29 protein-coding genes and 1 pseudogene are annotated in these 24,480 nt (G+C 71.4%); 14 read left to right on the top strand and 16 right to left on the bottom strand.

The features are described from left to right. The first annotated feature begins 8 nt into the window (after positions 1–8). Together FS532_RS04315 and FS532_RS04310 are read left to right on the top strand one after the other, a co-directional pair. Positions 9–551 (top strand): hypothetical protein, encoded by a 543-nt coding sequence (locus tag FS532_RS04315; protein WP_144750574.1) that lies wholly within the window; start codon positions 9–11, stop codon positions 549–551. 24 nt (positions 552–575) lie between these two features. Then, entirely contained in the window at positions 576–884 is a 309-nt protein-coding gene (locus tag FS532_RS04310; RefSeq protein ID WP_144750560.1) for a hypothetical protein, read from the top strand. Between the two features lie 14 nt (positions 885–898). On the opposite strand, the gene FS532_RS04305 is transcribed toward FS532_RS04310, so the two are convergent. Next, positions 899–1,093, bottom strand: coding sequence for a hypothetical protein (locus FS532_RS04305; protein ID WP_144750558.1), 195 nt, complete (start codon positions 1,091–1,093; stop codon positions 899–901). Between the two features lie 69 nt (positions 1,094–1,162). Between FS532_RS04305 and FS532_RS04300 the strand changes: the two genes are divergently transcribed. Then, the gene (locus tag FS532_RS04300) at positions 1,163–1,612 is read left to right on the top strand and encodes a BLUF domain-containing protein (RefSeq protein WP_260852546.1); all 450 of its coding nucleotides are present in this window, start codon (positions 1,163–1,165) and stop codon (positions 1,610–1,612) included. 4 nt (positions 1,613–1,616) lie between these two features. Here FS532_RS04300 and FS532_RS04295 read toward each other — a convergent pair whose 3' ends face one another. Both FS532_RS04295 and FS532_RS04290 read right to left on the bottom strand, forming a co-directional pair. Further along, positions 1,617–2,396 (bottom strand): glycoside hydrolase family 16 protein, encoded by a 780-nt coding sequence (locus FS532_RS04295; RefSeq protein ID WP_144750557.1) that lies wholly within the window; start codon positions 2,394–2,396, stop codon positions 1,617–1,619. A 233-nt stretch (positions 2,397–2,629) separates the two neighbouring features. Next, positions 2,630–4,042, bottom strand: coding sequence for an amino acid permease (locus FS532_RS04290; protein WP_144750556.1), 1,413 nt, complete (start codon positions 4,040–4,042; stop codon positions 2,630–2,632). Between the two features lie 184 nt (positions 4,043–4,226). On the opposite strand from FS532_RS04290, the gene FS532_RS04285 reads away from it, so the two are divergent. Beyond that, entirely contained in the window at positions 4,227–4,718 is a 492-nt protein-coding gene (locus tag FS532_RS04285) for a DUF427 domain-containing protein (protein WP_144750555.1), read from the top strand. 132 nt (positions 4,719–4,850) lie between these two features. On the opposite strand, the gene FS532_RS04280 is transcribed toward FS532_RS04285, so the two are convergent. Continuing rightward, positions 4,851–5,186 (bottom strand): hypothetical protein, encoded by a 336-nt coding sequence (locus FS532_RS04280; RefSeq protein ID WP_144750554.1) that lies wholly within the window; start codon positions 5,184–5,186, stop codon positions 4,851–4,853. A gap of 150 nt (positions 5,187–5,336) precedes the next feature. Between FS532_RS04280 and FS532_RS18990 the strand changes: the two genes are divergently transcribed. The 3 genes and pseudogenes from FS532_RS18990 (at position 5,337) to FS532_RS04265 (ending at position 6,710) form a co-directional block, all read left to right on the top strand. After that, positions 5,337–5,717 carry a DoxX family protein gene (locus FS532_RS18990; RefSeq protein WP_144750553.1) on the top strand — a complete coding sequence of 127 codons (381 nt, stop codon included), beginning with the start codon at positions 5,337–5,339 and terminating at the stop codon, positions 5,715–5,717. Beyond that, a pseudogene (locus FS532_RS18885) lies at positions 5,681–6,178 on the top strand (DUF6264 family protein); the annotation flags it as partial. The gene FS532_RS18990 and the pseudogene FS532_RS18885, both read left to right, overlap by 37 nt. Positions 6,179–6,272: 94 nt before the next feature. Next, on the top strand, positions 6,273–6,710 hold the full coding sequence (locus tag FS532_RS04265) for a hypothetical protein (protein ID WP_144750551.1): 438 nt from the start codon (positions 6,273–6,275) through the stop codon (positions 6,708–6,710). On the opposite strand, the gene FS532_RS04260 is transcribed toward FS532_RS04265, so the two are convergent. Together FS532_RS04260 and FS532_RS04255 are read right to left on the bottom strand one after the other, a co-directional pair. Continuing rightward, on the bottom strand, positions 6,711–7,331 hold the full coding sequence (locus tag FS532_RS04260; protein ID WP_144750550.1) for a hypothetical protein: 621 nt from the start codon (positions 7,329–7,331) through the stop codon (positions 6,711–6,713). 91 nt (positions 7,332–7,422) lie between these two features. Next, a complete protein-coding gene (locus FS532_RS04255) occupies positions 7,423–8,880 on the bottom strand; it encodes an APC family permease (protein ID WP_144750549.1) in 1,458 nt (485 codons plus the stop codon). A gap of 132 nt (positions 8,881–9,012) precedes the next feature. On the opposite strand from FS532_RS04255, the gene FS532_RS04250 reads away from it, so the two are divergent. After that, positions 9,013–9,441, top strand: coding sequence for a DUF6892 domain-containing protein (locus tag FS532_RS04250; RefSeq protein WP_144750548.1), 429 nt, complete (start codon positions 9,013–9,015; stop codon positions 9,439–9,441). A gap of 146 nt (positions 9,442–9,587) precedes the next feature. Here FS532_RS04250 and FS532_RS04245 read toward each other — a convergent pair whose 3' ends face one another. Both FS532_RS04245 and FS532_RS04240 read right to left on the bottom strand, forming a co-directional pair. Continuing rightward, on the bottom strand, positions 9,588–10,208 hold the full coding sequence (locus FS532_RS04245; RefSeq protein WP_144750547.1) for a uracil-DNA glycosylase: 621 nt from the start codon (positions 10,206–10,208) through the stop codon (positions 9,588–9,590). 142 nt (positions 10,209–10,350) lie between these two features. Further along, positions 10,351–11,553, bottom strand: a complete 1,203-nt coding sequence (locus FS532_RS04240; RefSeq protein ID WP_144750545.1) for a glycosyltransferase — start codon at positions 11,551–11,553, stop codon at positions 10,351–10,353. Positions 11,554–11,610: 57 nt separating this feature from the next. Between FS532_RS04240 and FS532_RS18600 the strand changes: the two genes are divergently transcribed. Together FS532_RS18600 and FS532_RS04235 are read left to right on the top strand one after the other, a co-directional pair. Next, positions 11,611–11,802, top strand: coding sequence for an antitoxin VbhA family protein (locus FS532_RS18600; RefSeq protein WP_186321902.1), 192 nt, complete (start codon positions 11,611–11,613; stop codon positions 11,800–11,802). Beyond that, positions 11,799–12,392: a Fic/DOC family protein gene (locus tag FS532_RS04235; RefSeq protein ID WP_186321901.1), complete on the top strand. Its 594-nt coding sequence runs from the start codon at positions 11,799–11,801 to the stop codon at positions 12,390–12,392. The genes FS532_RS18600 and FS532_RS04235 overlap by 4 nt, the downstream gene beginning before the upstream one ends. Here FS532_RS04235 and FS532_RS04230 read toward each other — a convergent pair. Further along, positions 12,367–13,251 carry a DUF429 domain-containing protein gene (locus FS532_RS04230; protein ID WP_144750541.1) on the bottom strand — a complete coding sequence of 295 codons (885 nt, stop codon included), beginning with the start codon at positions 13,249–13,251 and terminating at the stop codon, positions 12,367–12,369. The genes FS532_RS04235 and FS532_RS04230 overlap by 26 nt on opposite strands. A 32-nt stretch (positions 13,252–13,283) precedes the next feature. Between FS532_RS04230 and ligD the strand changes: the two genes are divergently transcribed. Then, a complete protein-coding gene (gene ligD, locus FS532_RS04225) occupies positions 13,284–14,315 on the top strand; it encodes a non-homologous end-joining DNA ligase (protein WP_144750539.1) in 1,032 nt (343 codons plus the stop codon). Between the two features lie 4 nt (positions 14,316–14,319). On the opposite strand, the gene FS532_RS18595 is transcribed toward ligD, so the two are convergent. Together FS532_RS18595 and FS532_RS04220 are read right to left on the bottom strand one after the other, a co-directional pair. After that, positions 14,320–14,463 carry a hypothetical protein gene (locus FS532_RS18595; protein ID WP_158521929.1) on the bottom strand — a complete coding sequence of 48 codons (144 nt, stop codon included), beginning with the start codon at positions 14,461–14,463 and terminating at the stop codon, positions 14,320–14,322. Between the two features lie 79 nt (positions 14,464–14,542). Beyond that, positions 14,543–15,592, bottom strand: a complete 1,050-nt coding sequence (locus tag FS532_RS04220; protein ID WP_144750537.1) for an ATP-dependent DNA ligase — start codon at positions 15,590–15,592, stop codon at positions 14,543–14,545. Positions 15,593–15,680: 88 nt separating this feature from the next. On the opposite strand from FS532_RS04220, the gene FS532_RS04215 reads away from it, so the two are divergent. The 3 genes from FS532_RS04215 (at position 15,681) to FS532_RS04205 (ending at position 17,495) form a co-directional block, all read left to right on the top strand. Next, positions 15,681–16,754: an MBL fold metallo-hydrolase gene (locus FS532_RS04215; RefSeq protein WP_186321900.1), complete on the top strand. Its 1,074-nt coding sequence runs from the start codon at positions 15,681–15,683 to the stop codon at positions 16,752–16,754. A 145-nt stretch (positions 16,755–16,899) separates the two neighbouring features. Then, the gene (locus FS532_RS19170; protein ID WP_369008464.1) at positions 16,900–17,103 is read left to right on the top strand and encodes a type II toxin-antitoxin system HicA family toxin; all 204 of its coding nucleotides are present in this window, start codon (positions 16,900–16,902) and stop codon (positions 17,101–17,103) included. Between the two features lie 11 nt (positions 17,104–17,114). Further along, positions 17,115–17,495 (top strand): hypothetical protein, encoded by a 381-nt coding sequence (locus tag FS532_RS04205; RefSeq protein ID WP_144750533.1) that lies wholly within the window; start codon positions 17,115–17,117, stop codon positions 17,493–17,495. Between the two features lie 24 nt (positions 17,496–17,519). Here the strand turns inward: FS532_RS04205 and FS532_RS04200 are convergent, their stop codons facing one another. From FS532_RS04200 to FS532_RS04180, 5 genes are all read right to left on the bottom strand, one after another. Then, positions 17,520–18,152 (bottom strand): FMN-dependent NADH-azoreductase, encoded by a 633-nt coding sequence (locus tag FS532_RS04200; protein ID WP_144750531.1) that lies wholly within the window; start codon positions 18,150–18,152, stop codon positions 17,520–17,522. A gap of 132 nt (positions 18,153–18,284) precedes the next feature. Further along, complete coding sequence (locus FS532_RS04195; protein ID WP_144750529.1) at positions 18,285–19,883, bottom strand: putative Ig domain-containing protein; 1,599 nt, start codon at positions 19,881–19,883, stop codon at positions 18,285–18,287. Positions 19,884–20,178: 295 nt separating this feature from the next. Continuing rightward, complete coding sequence (locus FS532_RS04190) at positions 20,179–21,585, bottom strand: hypothetical protein (RefSeq protein WP_144750527.1); 1,407 nt, start codon at positions 21,583–21,585, stop codon at positions 20,179–20,181. A gap of 227 nt (positions 21,586–21,812) precedes the next feature. Further along, the gene (locus FS532_RS04185) at positions 21,813–23,399 is read right to left on the bottom strand and encodes a hypothetical protein (protein WP_144750525.1); all 1,587 of its coding nucleotides are present in this window, start codon (positions 23,397–23,399) and stop codon (positions 21,813–21,815) included. A gap of 91 nt (positions 23,400–23,490) precedes the next feature. Next, a complete protein-coding gene (locus tag FS532_RS04180; RefSeq protein WP_144750523.1) occupies positions 23,491–24,420 on the bottom strand; it encodes a LysR family transcriptional regulator in 930 nt (309 codons plus the stop codon). Between the last annotated feature and the right edge of the window lie 60 nt (positions 24,421–24,480).

Raw genomic sequence — 24,480 nt, 5'->3', positions numbered from 1 at the left:
CCATGGGGATGCATCGACGATCCGGCGCGCTGGTGACGGGCGCGTTGCTGCTCACCACCGTGCTCGCCGGGTGCGCGGCCGGCGGCTCCGGAGACGCCGCACCGACACCGACCCGGACGAAGGCCGCGGCGACGCCGGGCAAGGCGTCCTGCCACCTGTCGTCGGGCGGCGGCAGTGTCTCCCTGGAGGAGACCGCCGACGCCTACCGGGTCGAGTGGAAGGGTGTCCCGACCGACGACGGCGGTCAGCGGAACACGTACGAGGTCCAGCTCGGCAACGAGGGCCAGACGAAGCACATCGGCCTCTACATCGAGTTCGACAGCATCACGGGCACGACGTACGGACTCTTCAACTCGGAGACGAACGACGTCGATCCCGTCCCGGGCGAGCCGGACGTGTCGAACGGCACCGTCGTCGGGACCTTCCCGAAGCAGGAGGACATCGACGCCGTGTACTGGGCGCCGAGCTACGGCGTTGTCAACGAGGACGGTGCGGACACCACCTGGTGCACCGAGGACGGCCAGGTGCTCGACTGGACGCCGCTCGACTGAAACCGACCGAGCCATACTGGTTCGGTGACGACCATGCGAGGCGAACTGCGATCGACCGAGACCCGAGAGTCCGAGGGCAGCGGGGACAACATCGAGGCGGCTCGGCAGGCCGCGATCGCTGCGCTCGACCTGGACGGGTTCGAGCTGCAGCAGATCAACGCGGTGACGAGCAAGGCGACGGGGGAGACCACCGTGCGTGCCGTTGCCCGGGCGCGGGACACGAAGCCGCACGAGGCGACCGGCGGCAGCTACGAGGACGCACTCCGGGCGTTCCGCGAGTCGGTGCCCGTGGGGTGGCAGGCGCAGAACGTGCGCGAGGTGCGCGAGGGGTAGAGCCGACGCGCTCGTCAGTCGCGCTCACGCGCTGAGTGCTGGTGCCAGCGGTGCCGGAGCGACGCGTGGGCCACGGCGAAGCCCACGGCGCCGGCGACCACGAACACGAGGACGGGCTGGCGGACCGAGCACCACGCGAGCAGCGTCGACACCAGACCGGCCACCACGACCGTGACGACGGCGTACGCGATCAGCGTGCGGAGGACCATCCGACCATTCTGGCGGGCAGCCCGTTCTGGGGGCGTCGGCGACGCGTCCGACCGTGCAGGATCGAGGGCATGCTGCAGTCACTCGTCTACATGAGTTCGGCCGCCGAGCCGTTCGACGACGACGCCCTCGAAGGGGTGCTCGAACACGCCCGCTCGCGGAACACCGCCGACGGGCTCACCGGGCTCCTCGTCCACCGCAACGGCCGGTTCATGCAGCTGCTCGAGGGTCCGTACGACGCGGTGCTGTCGACGTACCAGCGCATCCTCGCGGACGACCGGCACGACGACGTCCGACTGCTCGCCGAGGAGAGCATCCACACGCGGCGCTTCCCCGAGTGGTCGATGGCGTACGACCGGGACGCCGACGGGGCCGCGGTGCCCGAGGGGTTCAGCGACTTCCTCGAGACCGGGGACCGCAGTGCGGACTCGAGCCGGTCGCGGGAACTCCTCCGGTGGTTCCGGAACCACCCGATGGCTGATCCGACCGCGGCGAAGGGCAAGCACCGCCGCGACGGCTGAGCGGTCAGGTCCGGTCCCAGGTCCGAACCCAGTCGATCAGCAGGTGCCCACTCGACCCCCAGTTGCCGATCTGGAACATGTACCGGTGCGGGGTGGTCGGGACGTCGTGCGTCACGGACATCACGAGCCTGCCGTCGAGGTAGTACTCGACGTACTTCCCCGGCACCCACTGCGTCGTGTACGTGTGCCAGTCGCGCCAGGAGACGTCCGCGGTGTACGACACCTTCTCCTGTTCGTGTCCGGGCACCATCAGGTGGTGGAACGCGTGCACCGCGCCGTCGAAGTTCCCCTCGGGGTAGTTGAGCTCGCCCTCCGACCAGTCGTCCGACGTCGGCCAGAGCATCACCGCGAGCCCGTTGTCGCCACCGCCCGTCGCTCGCGCCCGGATGCTGAAGGTGCCCCCGACGTGCGTCCACGCGCCGGTCGGTGTGCCGAACGTGCCGGCTGCACCGTGCTCGCCGTCCATCGCGACGTCCATGGAGCCGTCGTGGGCGCTGATGATCTTCCCGGACCAGTACTTCCCGCCCATGCCGTCCGGGTACGGCTGCCAGGACTGCGCGTACGTCGCGGCGAAGGGGCCGCCGGCTGCAGCCGGGGTGTCGAAGTCCTCCTCGAACGTGGGAGCGCCGAGGTCGGGGAGGGTGGGGACGGAACTCGCTGAACGGGTCGGCACGGCGCTCCCTGTGGGGTCGGGTTCGCCGGACTCCGCGGTGCTCACGGCGGTCAGGCTCAGCCCGGCGGAGAGCACCGCGATCGCCGCGATCATCAGCAAGTGTTTGACCATCGGGTCGCCGGCCGTCCTTCTCGTGAGTGGGTGTCACGAGGCTAGGCAGCCGGATGCCGGGGTTCTGTCCCCTGGAAGGGGGGTCTACGCGTCAGGACTGGGAAGTGCGGTCAGACGGTGCGGGACGCGTGCGGTTCCGCCACGGTGCCGCTGCGGTCACCCGCACGCCGGTTGCGGTCCGGTGCGGGGCCATGCGGTCTCGCGCAAGGGGGAGCGGGCGGGGCGGGGGCGGGTCAGCGGTCGGCGTGCTCGGCGAGCTTGCTGTGCTTCCGGGAGTAGCCGAAGTACACGCCGAGGCCGATCGCGAACCAGATCGCGAAGCGGACCCAGGTCTCCCACTGCAGGAACGTGACGAGCCACAGCGACGCGATGACGCCGATGATCGGGATGACCGGCATGAACGGCAGCTTGAACTGCCGGTCGAGGTCGGGCTGGCGGTAGCGGAGCACGATGACCGCGGAGCAGACGACCACGAACGCGAGCAGGATGCCGATGTTCGTCAGTTCGGCGACGACGCCGATCGGCAGGACGCCCGCCAGGACCGCCGAGGCGATGCCCAGGATCCACGTCACGCGGGTGGGGACGTGGCGCTTCGGGTCGGTCTTCGCGAACCACTTCGGCATGAGTCCGTCGCGGCTCATCGAGAACCAGACGCGGGAGGCACCGAGCATGAACGTCACGAGGACGGTGATGATGCCGACGATGGCGCCGATCGCGATGACGTTCGCCACGCCGCCGAGGCCGACCGACGCGAACGCCGACGAGAATCCAGAGGCCGGGTCGATGTCGGTGTACTTCTGCATGCCCGTCAGCACGAGGGTCGCCAGGACGTACAGGACCATCGAGATGCCGAGGGAGAGCAGGATCGCCTTCGGCATGTGCTTCCGGGCGTCGGTGGACTCCTCGGCCGCGGTCGACATGGCGTCGTAGCCGAACACCGCGAAGAACACCGTCGCGGCGCCGGTCATCACGCCGCCGAAGCCGAACGGGAAGTACGGGGAGTAGTTCGCGCTGTTGATGTGGAACACGCCGAGCACGACGATGAGCACGACGAGGGCGACCTTGATGCCGACGGCGACGAACTCGAACCGCGCCGCACTGCGGATGCCGCGCGTGAGGACGAACGCGGTGAGCAGGCAGAGGATGATCGCGAAGACGTCGATCACGTGGCCGTCGCCGGTGCCGGGCGCGCCGAGCATCCAGGCGGGCAGGTCGATGCCGAACTGGCCGACCAGGAACCCGACGTAGCCGGAGATGCCGATCGCGACCACCGCCACGATCGCGGTGTACTCGAGCAGCAGGTCCCAGCCGATGAACCACCCGACGATCTCGCCGAGGACCGCGTAGCCGTACGTGTACGCGCTGCCGGCCTTCGGGATGAGGCCGGCGAACTCCGCGTACGACAGGGCGGCGGCGGCGCTCGCGACCCCGGCGACGAGGAAGCTGATGAGCACCGCGGGGCCGGCGATGCCGTTCGCGACCGTACCCGCGAGGGTGAAGATCCCGGCGCCGATGATGCCGCCGATGCCGATCGCGGTGAGCTGCCAGAGGCCGAGATGGCGTTTCAGGCCGCCCTCGCCACCGGTCTCGTCGTCGATCGTCTCGATCGGCTTCCGTCGGAAGAGGGTGCGTGTCGTCGTCGTCACGCGCCCACTCTGCACCCTGCGGGCGTTCGGCGCGCGGTGGCGGAGCAGGCGTGGCGGCGGGCCGCACCACGGGGCGCGCCCCGCGCGGGGCGGGACCAGGTGGCGGGCCGGGGCGGCGGGGCGGACGGGTGCCGGGCCTCCAGGCGGGGTCGTGGGGTACAGGGTCTTGGGGTAGACGGGGAGCATGCGTCGACCGAACCGAACCGAACCCGGCCCCGGACAGGAATCAGTCTGGGACTACCCACGCCCGCCCGCCGTCGAACCCGTCCGCGAGCGTGTGCGGGTGCGGCTCGGGGGTGTCGTGATCGCCGACACGACCGATGCGGTGCGGGTGCTGGAGACCTCGCACCCGCCGGTGTACTACCTGCCGATGGCCGACCTGGAGCTCCGGCCGGCCGAGGGGTCGAGCATGTGCGAGTTCAAGGGGCGGGCGCGGTACTTCGACGTCGTGGGTGGGGACGGGGTGGTGGCTCCGCGGGCAGCGTGGAACTACCCGACGCCGATGCCCGGGTACGAGTCGTTGCGTGACCGGGTGGCGATCTACCCGTCGGCGATGGACTCGTGCGAGGTCGGCGGCGAGGTGGTGCAGGCGCAGGACGGGGACTTCTACGGCGGGTGGATCACGTCCCGTGTCGTGGGGCCGTTCAAGGGCGGGGCGGGCACGCTCGGGTGGTGAGGGCGGGTGCGCGCGCGGGCGTGGGTGGTGTCGTTCGGCGGTGTCGTTCGGTGGATTTCGTGCTGAGCGACACTTCACGGGGCATCGCCGGCGTGATCTGTCGCTGAGCGCGAAACCGCGACCGCGCCGGCGTCATCGGTGCGCGTACGGCGACCAGAACGGCGGCGGGAACGCGCCCCCGGTGGCGATGACGAGCAGCTGCCACACGAGCATCACGAGGCCGAGCGCCCCGATCACGATCCCGATCCACGACCAGACCCGGACCGCGATCCTGCGGTGTCCGGCGATCGACAGGGCCCGCCAGCCGCTCAGCACGCACACCACGCCGAACGCCGCCCCGAGCAGCACGTGCCGTCCCATCGACGCCGCGGGGACGATGATCCCCATGTAGAACGCGACCGGCCCGAGCAGCACCGCGAACGTCGCCGGAGCAGCGGGTGGCTCGTGGTCTCGCGAGGCTCCTCCCATGCACGTGAATCTACCTCGGATGCGCGGGGGCCCGGGGGCGCGGGCGCGCGGGTGCGGGCGCGGGGGCGGGCGCGCGCACGGACGGGCGTGTGTCTGTCCGGTTCGGAGCGCTGCCGGACCGCGGTCGCCTCGGACGGGCACGATGGAGGCATGCGTTCCTTCCTCCGTGTCCTGCTCGGTCTGGCCCTCGTCTTCGCGGGGACGAGCCACCTCACGTTCGCGCGGCAGGACTTCCGGGCTCAGGTGCCGGAGTTCGTGCCGCTCGACGAGGACACCACGGTGCTGGCCTCCGGCGTCGCCGAGATCGGCCTCGGCAGCGCCCTCGTCCTCGCACCGCGCCGGAGCCGGCGGGTCGTCGGCACCGTCGCGGCGCTGTTCTTCGTCGCGGTCTTTCCCGGCAACATCTCGCAGTGGTTGAACCGCCGCGATGCTTTCGGCCTCGACTCGGACGTCAAGCGCATCGGTCGGCTGTTCGGCCAGCCGCTGCTGATCGCCGCGTCGCTCTGGTCCACGCGCGGGCGGCGAGGATGATGGACGCCCCGACGAGGGCGGAACCGCCCGGCTCCGGTGCCGGTCGGGTCGAGTCGGGTCCCGATCCGCTCGGGTCCGGTCCGGCGGCGTTCGGACGGGAGGCACGACACCCCTTGGCAGGCGGCCGTCGCGTCGCGGACGTGGTCGCCACCACGGCCCTGCTCGTCCTCCTGGCAGCCGAGTCGGTGGTCGCCGGGGGCGGCATCGTGTTCCTGTCGCTCGCGTTCAACTCGTGCAGCGCTCCCGGCAACAGCTGCGACGAGGCGCTCGGTGGCGCGGTGGTCTACGTCGGCCCGGTGCTCGTCGCGCTCGTGTTGGTCGCCACGCTCGTCGTCTGCGTGCTGCGGCTCGTGCGCCGGCGGCTGTCGTGGCCGTTCGCCCTGGTCGGGATCGCGGCGGTCGTGGCAGTGTTCTTCGGGGCGATCCTGCTCGTGGACAGCGCGATCACGCACGGCATCTGAGCGTCCTCCTCCACAGCGCGGTCCGTCGGTGGGTCCCTCCACAGATCGCTCGTCGTGGGCTCGCGGTCCGGGGCGTCAGCGGGAGTCTGGAGGCATGCCAGACACCGACATGCTCGACCGCCTCATCCACACCGCCGTCCGGACCGACGACGACGTCATCGACCTCGTGACCGCCCTGGTGGAACGCCCGATCACGCGCCAGTGCTGGGTCCTGTTCCTCGACGAGCGGGCCGTGCCGATCTCGTTCGTCATGCCGATCTCGGACCTGCCGTGGCAGCCGGACGAGCACGTCGAGGACTTCGCCGCACTCACCTCCGACGTCGTCGTGCATATGGCCGCGACGGAGGTCGTGCTCGTGTGGGAGCGTCCGGGGGAGTCCCGGCTGTTCCCGATCGACTGGGAGTGGGTCGACGCCTGCGCGTGCACCTTCGCCGAGCACGGCGTGCGGATCCGGGCGCAGGTCGCGGTGCACACGGGTGGGGTCGCGATCGTGTCGCTCGACGACCTCGACGACGTCAGCGAAGTGGCGTGATCAGCCCTGCGGTGCGGTGTCGGGGACCTTCTGGCTCGTCAGCCCCTCGACGACCGCCTTGGCCTCGGGCCAGAACTTCGCGTAGTGCTCCGGGTCGGAGTTGATCTGCACGGCGTGCGCCATCTGCGTCGGCGTCATCGTCTTCCAGCCGGGCACCTTGACGAGCTTGGCGTAGAACATCGACGCCGCGGTGTACGGGTCCATCCGCTGCTCGTACGTGCCCCAGGCGCCGTTGTCCCGCTGCTGGAACAGGCCGCGGCTGTCCGGGCCGGCGGCGTCCCCGTGGTCGAGGTTCACCAGGCTCGACTCACCGATCGCGGTCATCACGCCGACGGCCTGGGTGTGCGGGCCGATGCCGAGCGCCTGGGCGGCCTCGATCACGTACGCGGCGTTGACCAGGCGGTCCTGGCAGAACCCGGCGACCGGGCCCGCGGGGACGACGATCCCGCCGATGGTCTTCGACGCCACGTCCGGACAGGTCGGGGCGGCGTCGGCCGTGACGGACTTCGCGGCACCGGCCAGCGAGTTCACGGCGATGACGATCACCACGACCACACCGATGCCTATCGCGACGACGCCCGCGCCGAAGACCGACGCGAGCGTGATGCCGACGCGGCGCATGGCGGGTCCTCTCGAGCGGGGCGGGTCAGGCGGAGCACGACGAGGTTACGTGCGCCGCCTGGGAACCGCACCCGCCCGATCGGGGGTGTCGTCAGACGTCGCGGTGGTCGTGGTCGTGCTGCCGCTGCACCTTCGTGGGCTCGGTCACCAGGCCTGTCGGCGCCTTGTCGGTCTGCTTCCGGCCGTGCGTGAACCACGTCACGATCCAGAGCAGGATGCCGAGCGCGAGCAGCGCACCGGCGATCTGGTACTGCTGCGGGTCACGACCGGACGAGAACGGCAGCACCAGCCACAGGCAGGTGACCACGCCGATGATCGGGATGACCACCCCGGCGCGGAAGTGCTTGTGGTCGACCTTGTCGCGCCGCAGGACCAGTACGGAGAGGTTCACCACGGCGAACACCGAGAGCAGCAGGAGCGACGTCGTGCCACCGAGGACGACCACGATGGGGGAGTCGGGGTCGAGCGAGACCCAGCCGATCAGCAGCAGCGAGATGAGGGTCGTGAAGACGATCGCGGTGGAGGGGGTGCGACGGGTCGGCGAGACCTTCGCCAGGAAGCCCGGAAGGACACCCTGCTTGCTCATGCCGTACAGCAGGCGCGACGCCATCATCATGTTGATCAGCGCCGTGTTGGCGACGGCGAACATCGAGATGAACGGCAGCAGGTCGGCGATCGGGAAGTCCGGGGCCGCGGTCTGCACCACGGTGACGAGCGGCGTCTCGTTGCCGGCGAGCTCACCGATCGGCACCACGGCCACGGCGCAGATCGACACGAGCACGTAGATGACCGCGGTGATGCCGAGGCCGGTGAGCATGACCTTCGGGAAGATCCGCGAGGGGTCCTTCGTCTCCTCGGCCATGTTCACCGAGTCCTCGAAGCCGACCATCGCGAAGAACGCCAACGACGTCGCCGTCGACACCGACAGCAGGAGCGTCTTGTCCTCCGGGGTCTCGAACATGACCACGCGGGAGAAGTCCGCGTTGCCGCCGGCGATCGCCCAGAAGCCGATGAGGATCACCATCACGAGGCCACTCAGCTCGACGAGGGTGAGCACCACGTTCGTCTTCACGCTCTCGCTGACACCGCGGAAGTTGATCGCCATCACCGCGAGCATGAATCCCATGGCGATGAGCATCACGACGCCGTTCGGCAGCTCGAGTCCGAAACCGGCCCCGAGGTTCGCGGCGAACGCCCGGGACGCCGTCGACGCCGACGTGATGCCCGAGCACATCACGATGAACGTGACGATGAAGGTGACGAAGTGGATGCCGAACGCCTTGTGCACGTAGAGCGCGGCACCGGCGGTCTGGGGGTACTTCGTCACGAGTTCGAGGTACGAGAACGCGGTGAGCAGCGCGACGGCGAACGCGATGAGGAAGGGGAGCCACGCTGCTCCGCCGACCTCCGCCGCGACCTGCCCCGTGAGCGCGTAGACGCCCGTGCCGAGGATGTCCCCGACGATGAACAAGAGGAGGAGTTTGGGACCGATGACCCGCTTGAGCTCTGGCTGCTCCGTCTGCGGGCGCTCTGTGTTGGTGGTGGCCATGCGTCAGCCTCTTCCGGGGGACACCATTCTGTCCGCCTTCACAGGAAGCTCCCCGCTGATCGCAACACGGTCGTGTCCTGCGGGACACGCGGTCTCCGGACGTCCCGGGGGCCGACCGCTACGCTCCGAGCCATGTACGACGACTCGAACACCACCGAGGAAGCCGTCGAGTTCGCCGACTTCAACGCGAAGCTCCTCGTGCTCGACGTGCTCTGCTACGACCTCGACGTCCTCGAGCCGTACGACCCCGAGGAGCAGGACGAGGCCGACGAGGACCTCGACGTCGAGGGGCAGGACGACCGGGCACGCGAGTACTACGACGACCTCGACCTCCTGCCGTCGCACCTGTCGCTCGTGACCGAGGTCACCGTCGACTCCGACCTCGAGGTCCTGCAGGACGTGCACCCCGGGTGGGACGGCTCCGACGACCGCTACGACCCGCAGAACTGGGATGACGTGCTCGACCTCCCGGCCCTCACCACGGTGTACGCCGCGGCACCGCTCCCGGCGCACGTCGCAGAACGGCTCGCCGCGAAGGGCGTCGAGGTCCGCTCCGCCTGACGGCCGCGGCGCGCTCCGCCTGACGGCCGCGGCGCGCGAGGTCGCGGGAACTGCCGCCCGGAGTGCGTCGAAGCGGCACCTTGTGCGACCTCGGTGGGAGCGATGCGGCATGTCGTGCGACCTGCGCTCGCGCTTCCGGCGCGAGGTCAGCTCGTGCGGCGGTTCAGCGCCAGCACCTGCTCGGTGAACTGCTTCGCGCCGCCCTGCGCCGGGTGCCGGACCGCGTCGGCGTCGATCCCCGCCAGCGCGAGTGCCCCCTGCGCCTTCCGCCCGACGGCGACGACGCGGACCTCGTCTGTGCTGCCGGACGCCCGCAGGGCCTCGAGCAGGGCGAGCGCGACCGGAGCGCCGTCCCGCACCTCGGCCGGCCGCGGCGTCCGGTTCGTCAGCGGGTCCGGCGCCGCGAACGGGTGGTGCGGGAAGATCGCCCACGCCAGGGGGAGTGGACCCTGCCACTCGGCGAGGGCGGCCTGCACGACACGGGACGACGCCTCCCACGGAGCGGTCGGCTCCGGCGGTGCGAGGTACTCCGGGCCGAGCTCGCGCATGCTCGTGAACGGCACGCCCGTGTTCGTCATGCCGCGCCAGCCCGGGGCCTCGGCGACGAGTACCGTGTCCGCGCCGGTCCCGACGCGGTCGAGGTAGCGCTCCAGGTTCGTCCGGCGGAGCCGCCCCTCGGCGGTCGAGACGTCGTACAGGGCCTCGGCGTCGTCCGCGACCGGCACGGCGTCGAGCGCAGCCCAGAACCCGTCGAACGTGCTCACCATGACCTCGCACCGTGCGAGCTCGCACCCCTGGCGGGGCCAGTGTGCGAGGTGCCGAGCACTGTGCGAGGCACGCGGCGTCCCACCGTGCGCGGAACCTCGCACACTGCGGCGCCCTCGCACGGTGCGAGCATGCCCGCCCCGCTCACGCGCGACCGACCACGCGGCGGTACACGTCCTCGAGCCCCTCGGCCGACCGGTCCCAGCTCAGCCGCTCGGCGTGCTCCCGCCCGGCAGCCGCGAGCCCGGAAGCGTACGACGCATCGGTCAGGATCCGCTCGATCTCCGCTGCCCACACCGCGGGGTCGCGGGACTCGAGCACGACCCCGGTCTCGCCGTCGACCACGGCCTCACGGAGGCCCCCGGCAGCGGCGGCCACGACGGGCACCCCGGAAGCGGAACCCTCGAGCGCGACGAGCCCGTAGGTCTCCGAGTGCGACGGAACGAGCACGGCTGCCGCGCCGCGGAACAGGAACGCCAGGTCGGCCCGCGACTGCGGACCGACGAACGTGACGCGGTCAGCGATGCCGTGCGCGGCGGCGAGCCGACGCAGTTCGTCCACGTAGTCGCCCGCCTCACTCGAGGCATCGCCCGCGATGACGAGGGTGGGGCGTGCCTCCAGGCTGATGCCGGCGATCGCCTCGATCGCCAGGTCCAACCCCTTCAACGGCTGGACGCGCGCCGCGGCGACAACGTACGGGACGTCCGCGCGGCGCGCACCCGCCGCGGCGGGGCGGAACACGGACCCGTCGACCCCCGGCGGCACGATCCAGACCCGACCGGACTCCCCGCCGAGTCGCGTGCGCACCGTGTCGGCCTCGGCCTCGGAGACGACGACGACGGCGTCGGACTCCCGAGCGAGCAGCTGTTCGCCGGCCATGCGACCGTGGGACTCCGGCCGCTCGCCCTCGGAGAGCGGGGTGTCGCTGTCGGCCGCGATCGAGTGGAAGGACTGCACGTGCGGGATGCCCCGCTCGCGAGCGACGGGCAGGGCGGCCGCGCCGGAGAACCAGTGGTGCGAGTGCAGCACGTCGAACGGGCCGAGCCGTTCGAGTTCGTGCCGGAACGGTTCGATGAACGCGTCGTGCTCGCCCTTCGGGACCGGTTCCGCCGGGCCGGCGGACAGGAACCGCAGGCAGACGCCCGGGACGAGCGACACCGAGTCGGGCTGCGTCGGCGCGGAACGCCGCGTGATGATGTCGACGTGGTGGCCACGGTCGGCCAGGGCCTCGGCCTGGTGCCGGACGACGACGTTCATGCCGCCGACCTCGCCGGATCCGGGTTCGTCTCCGGGGGAGGTGTGCAGCGACACCAGCCCGATGCGCAGGGGTTCCGTCGTCGTGCTCACCGATGAAGCCTATCCGCGGGCCTGGAACCGGCGCCGATCGCGGCGTAGCATTGGAGCATGGCCAAGCGCACTGTTCGACCCGTCAGCGGAGCAGAGCGCGTCAAGCGCACTCGTGCCGTCGCGGCGGTCGTGCACTCCGGTCGACTCGAGGGCTTCGAGGACAACGCGGAGTGGATCCAGAACATGGAACGCTTCGCGAACGGGGACATCACTCGCGAGGAACTCCGGGCGATCGCCCACCGCCGGTGAGTCCGCGGCCCGTCGGGGGTTACCACGACGAGCAGTACGTCCTCCGGAACAAGTTGGGGGCCACCAGTCGTCACGAGCTCGCCGCGCTCGAGGTGCCCGAGGTTCAAGACCGAGAACTCGACCTCCTGCTCGGTGACGTGGACGGCCTCATCGGCCTCCGACCCTCGGACCGTGTCCGACGGATCCACGCGTACCTGTTCCAGGACGTCTACGAGTGGGCTGGCGAGTACCGCTTGGACGGCATCGCCAAGCACCCGGACGAGCCCTTCCTGCCCCCGGACTTGATCCCGTCGAGGATGGAACGCTTCGACGACCATCTGCGCGACGACCCGGGCATCCGCACGGAGCCGCTGGACTTCCTCACGCAGCAGTTCGCGGTGCTCAACTACGTCCACCCCTTCATGGAGGGCAACGGCCGGACCCAGCGCGAGTTCTGGCGGGAGTACGCGGAAGAGCACGGAGTCGTCCTGGACTGGCGAAACGCCCCGACGGCCGAGAACCACCACGCGGCCCGCCGGTCGATGCTCGGGGATCTCCGACCGTTGCGTGAACTGTTCGAGAAGGTCATCCAGCCGACGGATCGTCCGTAGTCTCCGGACGTCGCGAGGGATCCAGTCCCGCTGGCCGCCGCTGCGACGGGCGCGCGGGCGCCACCACGACGGGCTGCCGGCCCGCCTCGTCCAGCGGGTCTGCCGGGAGGCTCGTGTCGCCTCCCAGGATCTGCACGCGCCCGTCGCCGTGCCGCTCCCAGAACGCGGCCGTCCAGGCACAGAGCGCACCGTCGAGCAGGTCCTCCCGGTGCTTGTGCGTCGGTCCGTGGATCCCGGAGGGTCCGGCGAGCACGGCGGTCAGCGGGTGCGAGTCCAGCTGCAGCGGCGGGTCGAGCGGCGTCGTCCGGAGCCGTCGGACGAGCTCGTCGAACGCCTCCGCCCGACGTGCCCGCGCCTCGGCTGCAGGCACCTTGAGGTCGAGCCGCTTGTACCGAGGACGTTCGTCGTCGTAGCCGAGCTCCTCCACGCCGACGAGGGTCGTGTACGGGTAGCACTCGAACGCCGCCGGCCCGGTGCGGCCGTGCATCGCCGCGGTGTCGGAGACGTACGCAACGCCCAGCGCGGTCAGACGCTCGAGCAGTCGGGCGCCGGCGCTCGCCGCAGATGCCAGGTTCGTCGGGTTGGCGGCGACCTTCCACCGGCCGTAGCGCTGGCCGACCTGCCGTTCGGCCTCGCGGATGCCGGTCGGGTTCGTGACGACGAGCGAGGCGTCGACGGCGATGAGGGAGCGTGGCCCGAGGTGCTCGGCGATCCAGTCGGTCACGGCGTCGACGCCACGGGCCCAGCCGGCGTCGGTGATCGTCCCGTCAGCACGCATCGCCACGAGTCCGGTCTCGTTCGCGTGCTTGCGGTCGGTCCCGAGCCCCCATGCCAGGTCGACCCCGATGTACTCCGTCACCCGTCCATCGTGCACCGTGTAGCTTCCGCTGCATGGCGAGCGAAGCGACGACGCTGACGGTCCCGGGGCCGGACGGCGACCGGGAGGTCCGGATCAGCAGTCCCTCGCGCGTGCTCTGGCCGGAGCCCGGGATCACCAAGCTCGACCTCGCCGAGTACCTCGTCACCGTGGGCGATGCCTTCGTCGCTGCGAACGGCGACCGACCGATCTCCCTGCAGCGGTTCCCGGGCGGCGTCGACGGCGAACAGTTCTTCTCGAAGAACCCGCCGAAGGGCGCGCCCGACTACGTGCGCTCTGTGACCGTGACCTACCCGAGCGGCCGGAAGCACCCGCAGCTCGTGGTGGACGAGCCGGCCGTGGCTGTGTGGGCAGCACAGATGAACACGGTGGTGTTCCACCCGTGGGCCTCGCGTGCGGAGGACAGCGACCACCCGGACCAGCTCCGCATCGACCTGGACCCGCAGCCGGGCACGGACTTCCGCGACACGGTACCGATCGCGCACGAGCTCCGGAAGGTCCTCGACGAGGTGGGGCTGACGGCGTGGATCAAGACGAGCGGCAACCGCGGTCTGCACGTGTTCGCCCCGATCCGGCCGGAGCACGAGTTCCTCGACGTTCGGCACGCGGTGATCGCGGCGGCTCGGGAGCTCGAGCGCCGGATGCCGGACCGGGTGACGACGGCGTGGTGGAAGGAGGAGCGCGGGCAGCGGGTGTTCGTGGACTTCAACCAGGCGAACCGCGACCGGACGATGGCCGGCGCCTACAGCCCTCGCGCCCTGGCCCACGCAGCGGTCTCAACGCCGATCACCTGGGACGAGCTCGACGACGCCGATCCCACGGCCTTCACGATCCGGACGGTCCCGGACCGGCTCCGGGCGACCGGTGATCCCTGGGAGACCATGCACGAAGCGCCCGCGAGCATCGCACCGCTGCTTGAGTGGTGGGCGCGCGACCTGGAGAACGGGGAGGGCGAGCTGCCGTTCCCGCCGGACTTCCCGAAGATGCCGGGGGAGCCTCCCCGCGTGCAGCCGTCGCGCGCGAAGAAGCCGACTGCGACGGACTAGCGGGCTACGCCGCGCTGGTCTCTTCGCCGAGGAGCTTCGGCTCGATCACCCGCGTCGTCTGTGTCGGCAGCGTGACGCTCGCCGTGTGCAGCCGCGTCAGACGTGACCAGGTCCCGCGGTGGGCGTCGCTGATGCCGTCGATGATCATGTCCCGCTCCCGTCGCTCGTGGCGGCAGGTGCCGCACCCCCAAGTTACTAGTTAGCCTAACTACTTCCATGCGTACGCGTCAATCGGACACCAGGACGTCGCGCAGGTCGTAGGCCGAGGGGACCTCGAGCTGGTCGAAGCCGCACGTCCGGGCCTCGCGGTCCGGACGCCAGCGCTCGAACTGGACGGTGTGCCGGAAGCGATCGCCCTCCATCTGGTCGTACCGCACCTCGAGCACGCGCTCCGGCGCCAGCCGGACGAACGACGTGTCGCGACCCGACGAGAACCGCGACCGTTCCCCGTCACCGGTGACGGGCCTCCCGTCCGCATCCCGGAGGACCACCGGGTCGAGCTCGTCGACCAACTCGACCCGTCGCTTGTCGGAGAAGGCGGACACGCCGCCCACCTGGCGGAGCTCGCCGTCGTCGCCGTACAGCCCGACGAGCAGGGAGCCGACGCCGGTACCGCTCTTGTGCACGCGGTACCCGATCGCGACGACGTCGGCAGTGCGGTGGTGCTTCACCTTGAGCATCGAGCGCTTGTTCGGTTCGTAGGGCTTCGCGCGGGGCTTCGCGACGACGCCGTCGAGGCCAGCGCCCTCGAACGTGGTGAGCCACTCGCGGGCGACGTCCACGTCGAGGGTCGTGCGCGTGACGAACAGCGGGTCGGACATCCCCGTGGCGAGTGACTCCAGCCGGTCGCGCCGCTCGTCGAACGGCAGGTCGAGCAGCTCGGACCCGTCGACGGCGAGCAGGTCGAACGCGACGAACTGCGCGGGCGTCTCGGAGCTGAGCTTCGCGATCCTCGAGGCTGCCGGGTGGATCCGCTGTGACAGGGCCTCCCAGTCGAGCCGCTCGGAACCCGGTTCGCCGGAGCGCAGCACCACCTCGCCGTCGAGCACGACCGGGTGCTCCCGTCCGCCGAACTGCGCGCGGAACGCCTGGACCAGCTCGGGGAAGTACCGGGTCAGCGGCTTGGCACCGCGGCTCCCGATCTCGACGTCGTCGCCGTCGATCGTCACGATCCCGCGGAAACCGTCCCACTTCGGCTCGTACCGCAGACCACCCTTCACACTGTCGGGTTCGGGGACGGTGGCGACGGCCTTGGCGAGCATCGGTGCGATCTCCATGCGGCCTGTCTACTCGCGTGGGCGCGGCAGACTGCCTGGAGGCGCGGCTCGCCCTGGTCCCGCCGGTCGCGCCAGTAGGGTGGAACGCGTGACGACCGTGCCACCGCCGGCAGCGCCGGCACCGGAACCGATCAGCCCCGTGCAGGCCGCCGCGCTCCGCGACGGCGTCCTGCCTCCCGTCGAGGAGGTCCGGCCGGGCATCTGGACCCTCGCCGTGCCCTTCCGGTTCGGCGTGCCCGACGCGACGCTCGTGTACGTCGTCGAGGGCTCTGACCGGTCGCTCACGCTGATCGACCCGGGGTGGGCGTCCGACGACGACCTCCAGGGTCTCAGTGACGGGTTGTCGGCGATCGGCCGGTCGCTCGACGACGTCGGCCTGGTCGTCGTCACGCACCTGCACGCGGACCACCTCGGTGCCGCTGCGGCGGTCCGCCGAGCCACCGGTGCCCGGGTCGCGATGCACCGGCTCGAGGTCGAGGCGCTCCGCCGTGAGCGCGAGGACGCGACCGCGAACGATGCCGACATCGCGACGTGGGGGCTGCCGGAGGACCTGCGCGCCGGCGTGGTCGAGGCCTGGGGGAGCGGTCGCCGCATCGGACTCGGGCGGACCGCGGAGCCCTTCGCCGACCTGCTGCTCGAGGACGGCGACGTGCTGCCCGTCCCCGGGCGGACGATCCGGACGCTCTGGACGCCCGGGCACACGGCCGGGCACTGCTGCTTCGTCGACGAGGGCGACGGACTCCTGTTCACCGGCGACCACGTGCTGCCCCGGATCAACTCCGGGATCGGGCTCGGTGGACGCACGACGACGAACCCGCTCGGCGACTACCTGGCGTCGCTCGGGCGACTCGACCCGTACGCGGACCTCGAGGTGTGCCCGGGGCACGAGTACCGGTTCCGGGACGTCGTCGCCCGTGCGCGGACCCTCGTGAGGCACCGGGACGAGCGGTCCCGGCACGTCGCTGAGGCGCTCGACGCGCTGTCCTCGTCGGCGGTGTCAGCGTCGGCGCTGTCCTCGCCGACGCTGTACGAGGTCGCGTCGCGGGTGCCGTTCAGCGGCGGGATCGAATCGATGACGGGGTTCCTCCTCGCGAGTGCCCTGACGCAGACGGCGTTCCACGCGGCACTGCTCGGACGAGCCGACGAGGTCCGCCCGGCCTGATCGTCCTCCACAGGCGACGCGTACCGAGCATCCGTCCACCGATCGCGCCGCCCTCCCGCGGCCCACCTCCGCGCCGGGTCAGAATCGTCCTGAAGCCACGTCGTCAAGTGGCTCTTGATGGCTATGACTAGGAGGGCTTGATACCGTGGTGCGAGCCGTTCCCCACCGGATTGTGACCGACTTCCTCCGACACCGAGGGTGGTGGGTGGACCGCGTCCGTGGGAGTCACGAGGTCTGGCGCGGACCGGACGGTGGGCGGCTCGTCGTCCCACGACACCGTGAACTCAGTCCGGGTGTCGTGAGACAGGTCATCCGGGTCTTCCCGGATGCACCCGACAGCTGGCGATGATCGGAGGAACCATGAGTACGAGGTACCACGCGACCGCACACCGCGAAGGTCGCTGGTGGTCGATCGCGATCCCGGACGCGCGCGCCGTCACACAGTCGCGACGCGCGTCGGACGCCGAGTGGATGGCTCGCGAGTGCGTCGCGCTGACGCTCGACGTCCCGGAGACCGACGTCGTGATCGACCTGGAGTTCGTGCTGCCCGAGGACACCCGAGGCGAGTGGGAAGCATCCCGCGAACTCGCCGAGCACGCTCGGCGGGACGCGGCCGAGGCTGCTCGACTCGCACGCAACGTCGTTGCCCGCATGCGCGCCGAGGGGTACACGTACTCCGAGATCTCGTCGGTTCTCGGGCTCTCCGCGCAGCGCATCCACCAGCTCGGCAAGGCGTCCTGAGCCGGCGGTGCCACCCGACCGGGGTCAGACGATCGTGGCGGCGAGGCGCTCCAGGGTCGTCGTCGCGTCGGCGACCTCGGCGGCGGCGTGGTCGGCGAGCGGTGCCAGGTCGGGCAGCCGGTCGGCGAGTGTCGCGCTGACCGTGACGGGGTAGAGCTTCATGCCGAGGGCGGTGCCGAGGATGAGGTGCAGCACGGGGGAGCCGTGGTCCCAGCCCTCGGTCGGGGTGCCGGCGTCGTACGTGGCACCGCGGCTGACGACGGTGACCACCGGGCGGCCGGCGAGGGGCTGGACGTCACCGGCGAGGACACCGGGGACGTGGATGCGGTCGATCCACGCCTTGAGGGTCGACGGCACGGTGTAGTTGTAGAGCGGCGCCCCGACCACGACGGCGTCGGCGGCGAGGAGTTCGTCGATGACCTCCTGCCGGAGCGCGTCGGCCTCGGGTGCCACGACCTCGTCGTCGGTGCGGTCCGCCGCTGCCCAGTGCAGTGCCGACGACTCCAGGTGGGGGAGCTGGTCGACGTGCAGGTCGCGGCGCACCACCGTGTACTCCGGACCGCGGGCGCGCCAGGCGTCGGCGAAGGCTGCGGTGAGGGCTCGCGAGCGGGAGTGTGCGAGATCGGCGGACGAGTCGATGTGCAGGAGCGTGGGCATGTGCCCACGCTACCGATCGACGGCCGCCGCATGACGGGAACGGCCCCGCCGCGCCGGTGACGGGCGGGGCGGGGCCGAGGTGGGCCTCCCGTCAGCCGCGCGGGCACGCGACTGACGGGAGGCGTCCGGGGGTCAGCGCTCGGTCTGGCGGCGACGCAGCGTGCGCGCACCGATGAGGCCGGCGCCGGCGAGGACGAGACCGAGGGCCCAGGGGAGGGCGCCCGTCGCGTCGGTACCGGTGTAGGCGAGCTGACGGCCCGAGGCGACGGGCTTCACGACCGCGACGGTCGCCGCGTTCGGCACCACCGTGACCGGGAACGTCACCGAGACGTCGTCCTGCGCCACCGTGATGATGTGCGTGGAGGCGTGCGGGAACGTGATGCGGGTCGCGTACTCGTCGTCGTCCCAGGCGATCTGGTCGCTGGCGACGTTGCTGGTCACGAGGGGGCGGGGGAGGTCACCGGTCTCCGGGTCCCAATCCTGGGTCTGGTTGCCGTACTCGTCGACCGAGTAGCCCTGGATCCAGAGCGACTGCCCCTGCTTGACGGTGGGCTGGCCGCCGTCCTCGAACGTCGGGTCCTGGTCGAAGTCGGCGGGCTGGTGGATCGTGATGATCGAGCCGTCGGGCTGGATGATCCAGGAGTTCGAGTCCTTCGTGCCGTTGAAGACGTCCTCGCTGCTGGTGTCGGCGGCGACGGCCAGGACGCCGACCGCGACGCCCGGGTTCACGACGATCTCGACGTACTCGGTGGCCGTCGAGGTGCCGTTGGACGCGACGACCGTGAAGTCGTAGACGCCCGAGGAGAACGTCGTGCCGCTGAGCAGGCCGGTCTTCGTGTTGAGCTCGACGCCGTCCGGCAGGGAGTCCTCCGGGGTGCTCTCGTCCTCGGGGTCGACGTCGTCGGGGTCGGTGTAGCCGATCGCGTACGAGACGGTCCCGCTGCCCGCGCTGACGGCGAAGGAGTGCGAGTAGGCGACGCCCGCGTCCTCGGTGAGGGTGAAGGGCTTGTCGGCGGTCTTGCCGTCCGCGTCGGCGAAGGCGACGTCCTCGGTGACCTTGGCGGTCGACGCGGAGGTCGGGGTGGCCGTGTCGGTGTCGGTGACCGTCAGGGTGATCACGTGGTCGACGTCGTCCGCGGTGAGCGTGTACGAGTCGTCGGTCGTGAGCACCGTGACGTCGCCGTCGCGCGTCCACGCGTAGGTGTGCGGGCCGACGTAGCCGGTGGTCTGCGCGTGCAGCGTGACACCGACCTTCGCGGCGCCGGCGATCTTCACGGTGGCCGGTGCGGCCTGGACGGTCGGTGCGACGGTCGTCGGCGGTGCGACCTCGTTGGTCGGGGTGGTGTTGCCGCCGGTGGGTGCCGTGCTGCCGCCGTCCGTGACGGTCGTCCCACCGGTACCGCTGCCGCTGCCGGCGTCGGCGTCGGTCGAGCCGGCGTCAGCCCCGGACGCGCCGGTGTCCGTCCCGGTGCCGGACCCGGACGCGGCGGAGCTCGAGCCGGTGCCGGACGTGCCCGTCCCGGCGGTGCTGCCGCCGTCGGTGGCGTTCGATTCGCCGGTGGTGCCGGTCGTGCCCTGCGGCGAAGCGTCCGACGTCGCGACGATCGGGTCCGGCTCGGCCGCGGAGGCCGCGGTGGCGGTCATCACGCCCAGACCGGTCGACAGACCGATCAACGCGACGGTGGTGCCGACGGCGCAGGCGCGTCGGACGGTGGAGGTGCTACGGCGCACGGGATCCCCCAGGTGGTCCAGGTCCGGTCGGGTGCCGGATCGTAAGAATCTGCCGAGAGTTCTCGGCCACGATCGGATCGTAGGGCCTGGCGACGGTCGACACGATCGCGGAGACCGAAATGTGACCCGGCTTGGGGGTCCGTGCGGGAACCCGAGGACGTGCGGAACCAACGGACGGACTGGAGGCTCCCCGCCGGGCACGGCCCGGCAGCCGCTGGCGCGTCTGCCGGGTGCCGGCCGGCGTGGGCCCAGGTGCCAGCTGGCACCGTGCCTCCAGTCCGCTACCGGGTCGCGATCACGCGCGCCGGCGACGCAGCCGGTGCACCAGGATCCCGCCGCCCGCGGCGAGCAGGCCGAGGGCCCACGCCAACGGCGTGGTCTCGTCGGCGCCGGTGTAGGCGAGCGTGCTGCCGGTGCCGCCCGTCGTGGTCGCGACCGCGGCCGTGGCGACCGGACGGACGGCGACGACGAACGTGGTCGAGGCGCCACCCTGGGTGATGGTGAGGCGGTGGTCCGAGGCGTGCGGGAACGTCACCTTCGAGGCGTCGCCCCGGGGATCGGTGACGACCGGGTCGGACGCCACCGAGCTGGTCACCGTCGCGCCGAAGCCGGTGCCCACGGATGCCGGCGCGGTCGGGTTGCCGAACCGGTCGACGGCGAGGCCGGAGACCTCGAGCGAGCCGCCCTGCTGGACGGGGATCGACGACACGGTGCCGAGGGGCTCCCCGCCGCCGGTGAACGCGCTGATCACGCCACCGGGGGCGACCGACCAGACCGTCGCACCGGGCGTGCCGGTGTCGACGATCGCGAGGACCCCGACGGGTGCGGCCGGCAGGACGGTGAGGCGCACGTACTCCGTGGCGGTCGCGGTGCCGCGGAGAGCGACGACCTCGAAGTCGTACGTGCCCGCCGTCGTCACCGTGCTGGTGAGCACGCCGGTCTCGACGTTGACGGTGAGGTCGGTCGAGGGCGCGTCCTGGATCGCGTACGCCAGCGACCCCGTGCCGCCGGTGGTGCGGAAGGTGTGCGTGAACGTCGCGCCGGCGGTGGCGGTGAGGGCGAGCGGCTTCGCCTTCGTCGACGGCTCGGTGAAGACGACCGGCGACGGCGAGACGGTCAGCCGGACGTACTCGGTCACCTGTGTCGAGCCGCTGAGGGCGACGACCTCGAAGTCGAACGTGCCGGCGGTCGTCGGGGTACCGCTCAGCTCGCCGGTCTCGACGTTCACCGTGTAGTCCGCCGACGGGGCGTCCTGGATGGCGTACGCGACGGTGCCGTCGCCGCCCGTGGTGGTGAAGGTGTGGCTGAACGGCGTGCCGACCGTGGCGGTGAGGGCGAGCGGGGCGGCCTGGGTCGACGGCTCGGTGAACGCGAGGTCGCTGCCGTCACCCGGTGCTGCGGCCGGGGTGGCACTGTCCGAGTCCTTCGCGGCGGGGCTCGCGCTCGGCGTCGGGCTTGCGCTCGGCGTCGGGCTGGCGCTCACTGTCGGGCTGGCGCTGGGCGTCGGCGCTGGCGTCTCCGTCGTCGGGCTGGCGCTCGGCGTCGCGGTGGCCGTGGTGGTGCTCGTCGGTGTCGTCGGTTCCGTCGGCGTCGCCGCCGTCGCGGACGCGCCGACGCCGATGACCGAGCCGATGGCGGTCGCCGCCACGACGATGCCGATCGTCGCCGCGCGGCGGACGGGCGGCTTGGTGGACTGGTGCATGGTTCCCCCCTGGGAGTCCGGGTCGCGAGCGCCCGGTGGTCGTGCGCTCGTCAGTGCTGACATTACGGTTCGCGGGCCCGTTCCGGTCCCGCCGGAGATCACGGTTTTATCTCGGTACTACCCGCTCTGATCTGGGGTTTCTCACAGGATCGCGCGACGACGGGCGGGAGGCGCGGGGCGGTCGTGCCCCGCGCCTCCAGTCCGTCAGGCGGTCGCCGTGACGTGCCTCAGCTGAGTCGGCGACGCAGGCGCCAGACGAGCAGGCCGGCGCCCGACGCCAGGAGGCCGAGGGCCCACGCGAGCGGGCCGGACTCGTCGGCACCGGTGTAGGCGAGGGTGCCCGACGCGGTCGGCGTGTGGGTGGTCGAGGCCACGGTCGTCGCGGTCGGCTGCACCTCGAAGCGGATGGTGCTCGTCACGTCCCCGTAGGCCACGGTGATCGTGTGCGGCGACGCGTGGTCGAAGGTCACCCAGGTGGCCGCAGCCTCGGGGTCGTACTCGATGCGGTCGCTGGCCACGTCACTCGTGAAGGTGAGGTCGGTGTGGTCACCGACCGGCTGCCCGTCGGCGTCCACGGCCAGGGCACGGATCTGCACCCGGTCACCCTGTCGGGCCGGGATCGCGTCGACACGCTGCGCGTCGCCGTCCGCCGGGTAGTAGGTGATCACGTCGCCCTCGACGCCCCAACGGTCACCGGACGTCTCGTCCGCGGGGAGCACCCCGACGGCGATGCCGGCGACGGCAGCGGGGGCTTCGGAGACGCGGACCGTGAACGAGGTCGACACGCCGCCCTCGGACACCGTCAGCGTGCGGGTGCCCGGCTCCGAGAACGTCACCGTGTTCGCCGACCAGTTCGGGTCCCAGACCACGCCGTCGGACGCGGTGGTGCTCGTGACGGTCGAACGCGGGTACCCGTCGCCCGGGGTGGTGCGGTTGCCCAGCGCATCGACGGCCAGCCCCGCGAGGGTCATCGAGGAGCCGACGGTGGCGGGGACCTCCGACACCACGGTCTCACCGGTGCCGCCCGGCGTGTACTCACGGATCGTCCCGTCGGCGTCGACCTGCCAGCTGACGTCGGAGTCCGAGCTGTCGACACCGAACGTGACACCCACCGGGGCGCCGGGCTCGATGTCGACCTGGACGTACTGCTTGGCGGTCTGGTGCATGTCGGTCGCGGTGACCAGGAACAGTGCGGGCCCGTCGATCGTGCTCTTCGGGGTGGCGCTCAGGACACCGGTCTGCTCGTTCCAGGACCAGCCGTTGACGTCGTTGGTCGGGTCGAAGTTCACCGGGGCGAAGAGGTACTCCAGCGGGCCGTCGCCGCCCTGGGCCGTGAAGGTGTGCGAGAACGGCTGGCCGGCGGTCGCGGTGAGGACGATCGGCGCGTCCTCGGTCGACGGCTCTGCCCAGGTGACCGGCGTCGATGCCTCGGGAGCGGGCTGTTCGGCGGCGGGGGTCGTCGTCCCCGGGTCCGCGGTGGGCGTGGTGGTCCCGGCCGGGGTGGGTGCCGGCGTGTCGTCCGGTGCCGCCGTCTCGGTGGTGGGTGCCGGGTCGGTGGCCGGCGCTGGGTCGGCGGGCGCGTCGTCCGGTGCGGCCTGCTGCGTGTCGGAGTCGGTGGTCGCGGTGGTCGCGGTGGCCGCGGTGGTTGCGTCCTGCGGTGCGGACGTGGTGGTGCTGCTCGGTGCGGCGGCCTCGTCGGTGGCCGCGGAGGCGACGCTCGCCCCGATGCCGAACGCCGACGAGGCGGTGACGATCGCGATGGCCGCTCCGATCGCCGCGTTGCGGCGGAGCGTGTACTTGCAGGACTGGTTCATGGGATCCCCCTCGGATGCCTGGGTGGGACGCTCGATCAGCGTCCTCTACCCAGGGAGTGTTCGACGACGACCGGTCCTGACGTGTCGGAGGTCACAGATCGGTCACGACGTCCGTACCGGCGTCACCCACCGCGGCGGCCGCGCGTTCGAGGGCGTGGCGGAGCGCGCGGACCGCGGGGGACGACGACCCGGCCGACCGGACCACCGTGAAGATCGTCCGCCGTGGGTGCTCGGGCAGCTCGACCAGCCGGCACGTCGTCGTGCGACCGGTCCACATCAGGTCGGGCATCAGGCTGACGGCGTTCCCGGACTCCACCAGGCGGATCTGCGTCTGCAGGTCGGCGGTCTCGTAGCGGACGTCCGGCTCGAAACCCCAGCGTCGGCAGACCTGCTCGGCGAAGTGCCGCGACGCGGTCCCGCGCGGCTCCATCACCCAGGGGAGTGCTTCGGCGTCCTCGATCGACGACACCGGAGCGAGTGCGGTGTCGATCGGGGGCAGGGCCAGCCGGACGGCGTCGGTCGTGAGGTCCTCGCGGTGCAGCCCCGGCAGGTGCGGAGCCGCGTGCGCGGGGTACTGCTCCGCGATGACCACGTCGAAGTCGCGGGCCCAGGTCTCGTGCAGTGCTGTCTCCGGCTCCCGCTGCACCATCTCGATGCGGACGTCCGGGTGCTCGGTCGCCATGGCGTGCAGGGCGTTCGGCATGAGGGCGAGGGCCGCGGACTGGAACACCGCGACGCGAATCCGACCCTGCACCGTCGGCATGGTCTCCTCGACCTGCGACTGCGCCAGCTCGAGGACGTCCATCACGTGCCCGGCCGCCTGCACCAGGACCTCGGCCTGCGGGGTGAGCTGCAGCCGCCGACCGGCCTTCCGGAGCAGGGGCACGCCGGCCTCGCGCTCCAGGGCGCTGAGCTGCTGCGAGACCGCCGACGGGGTGAAGTTCACGGCCTCGGCGACCGCGGCGATCGTGCCCCGGATGGAGAGCTCACGGAGCAGGACGAGACGGCGGACATCGAGCACGCTGACACTGTAGCTCCGCTGAACGGTATTCGTCACGAACCGTTGCTTCCGCTTCAGCAT

Source organism: Curtobacterium pusillum (assembly GCF_007673235.1).
Lineage (GTDB): Bacteria > Actinomycetota > Actinomycetes > Actinomycetales > Microbacteriaceae > Curtobacterium > Curtobacterium pusillum_C.
Note: the sequence above shows the minus strand (reverse complement) of the source record. Positions and strands in the feature narration are given on the sequence as shown.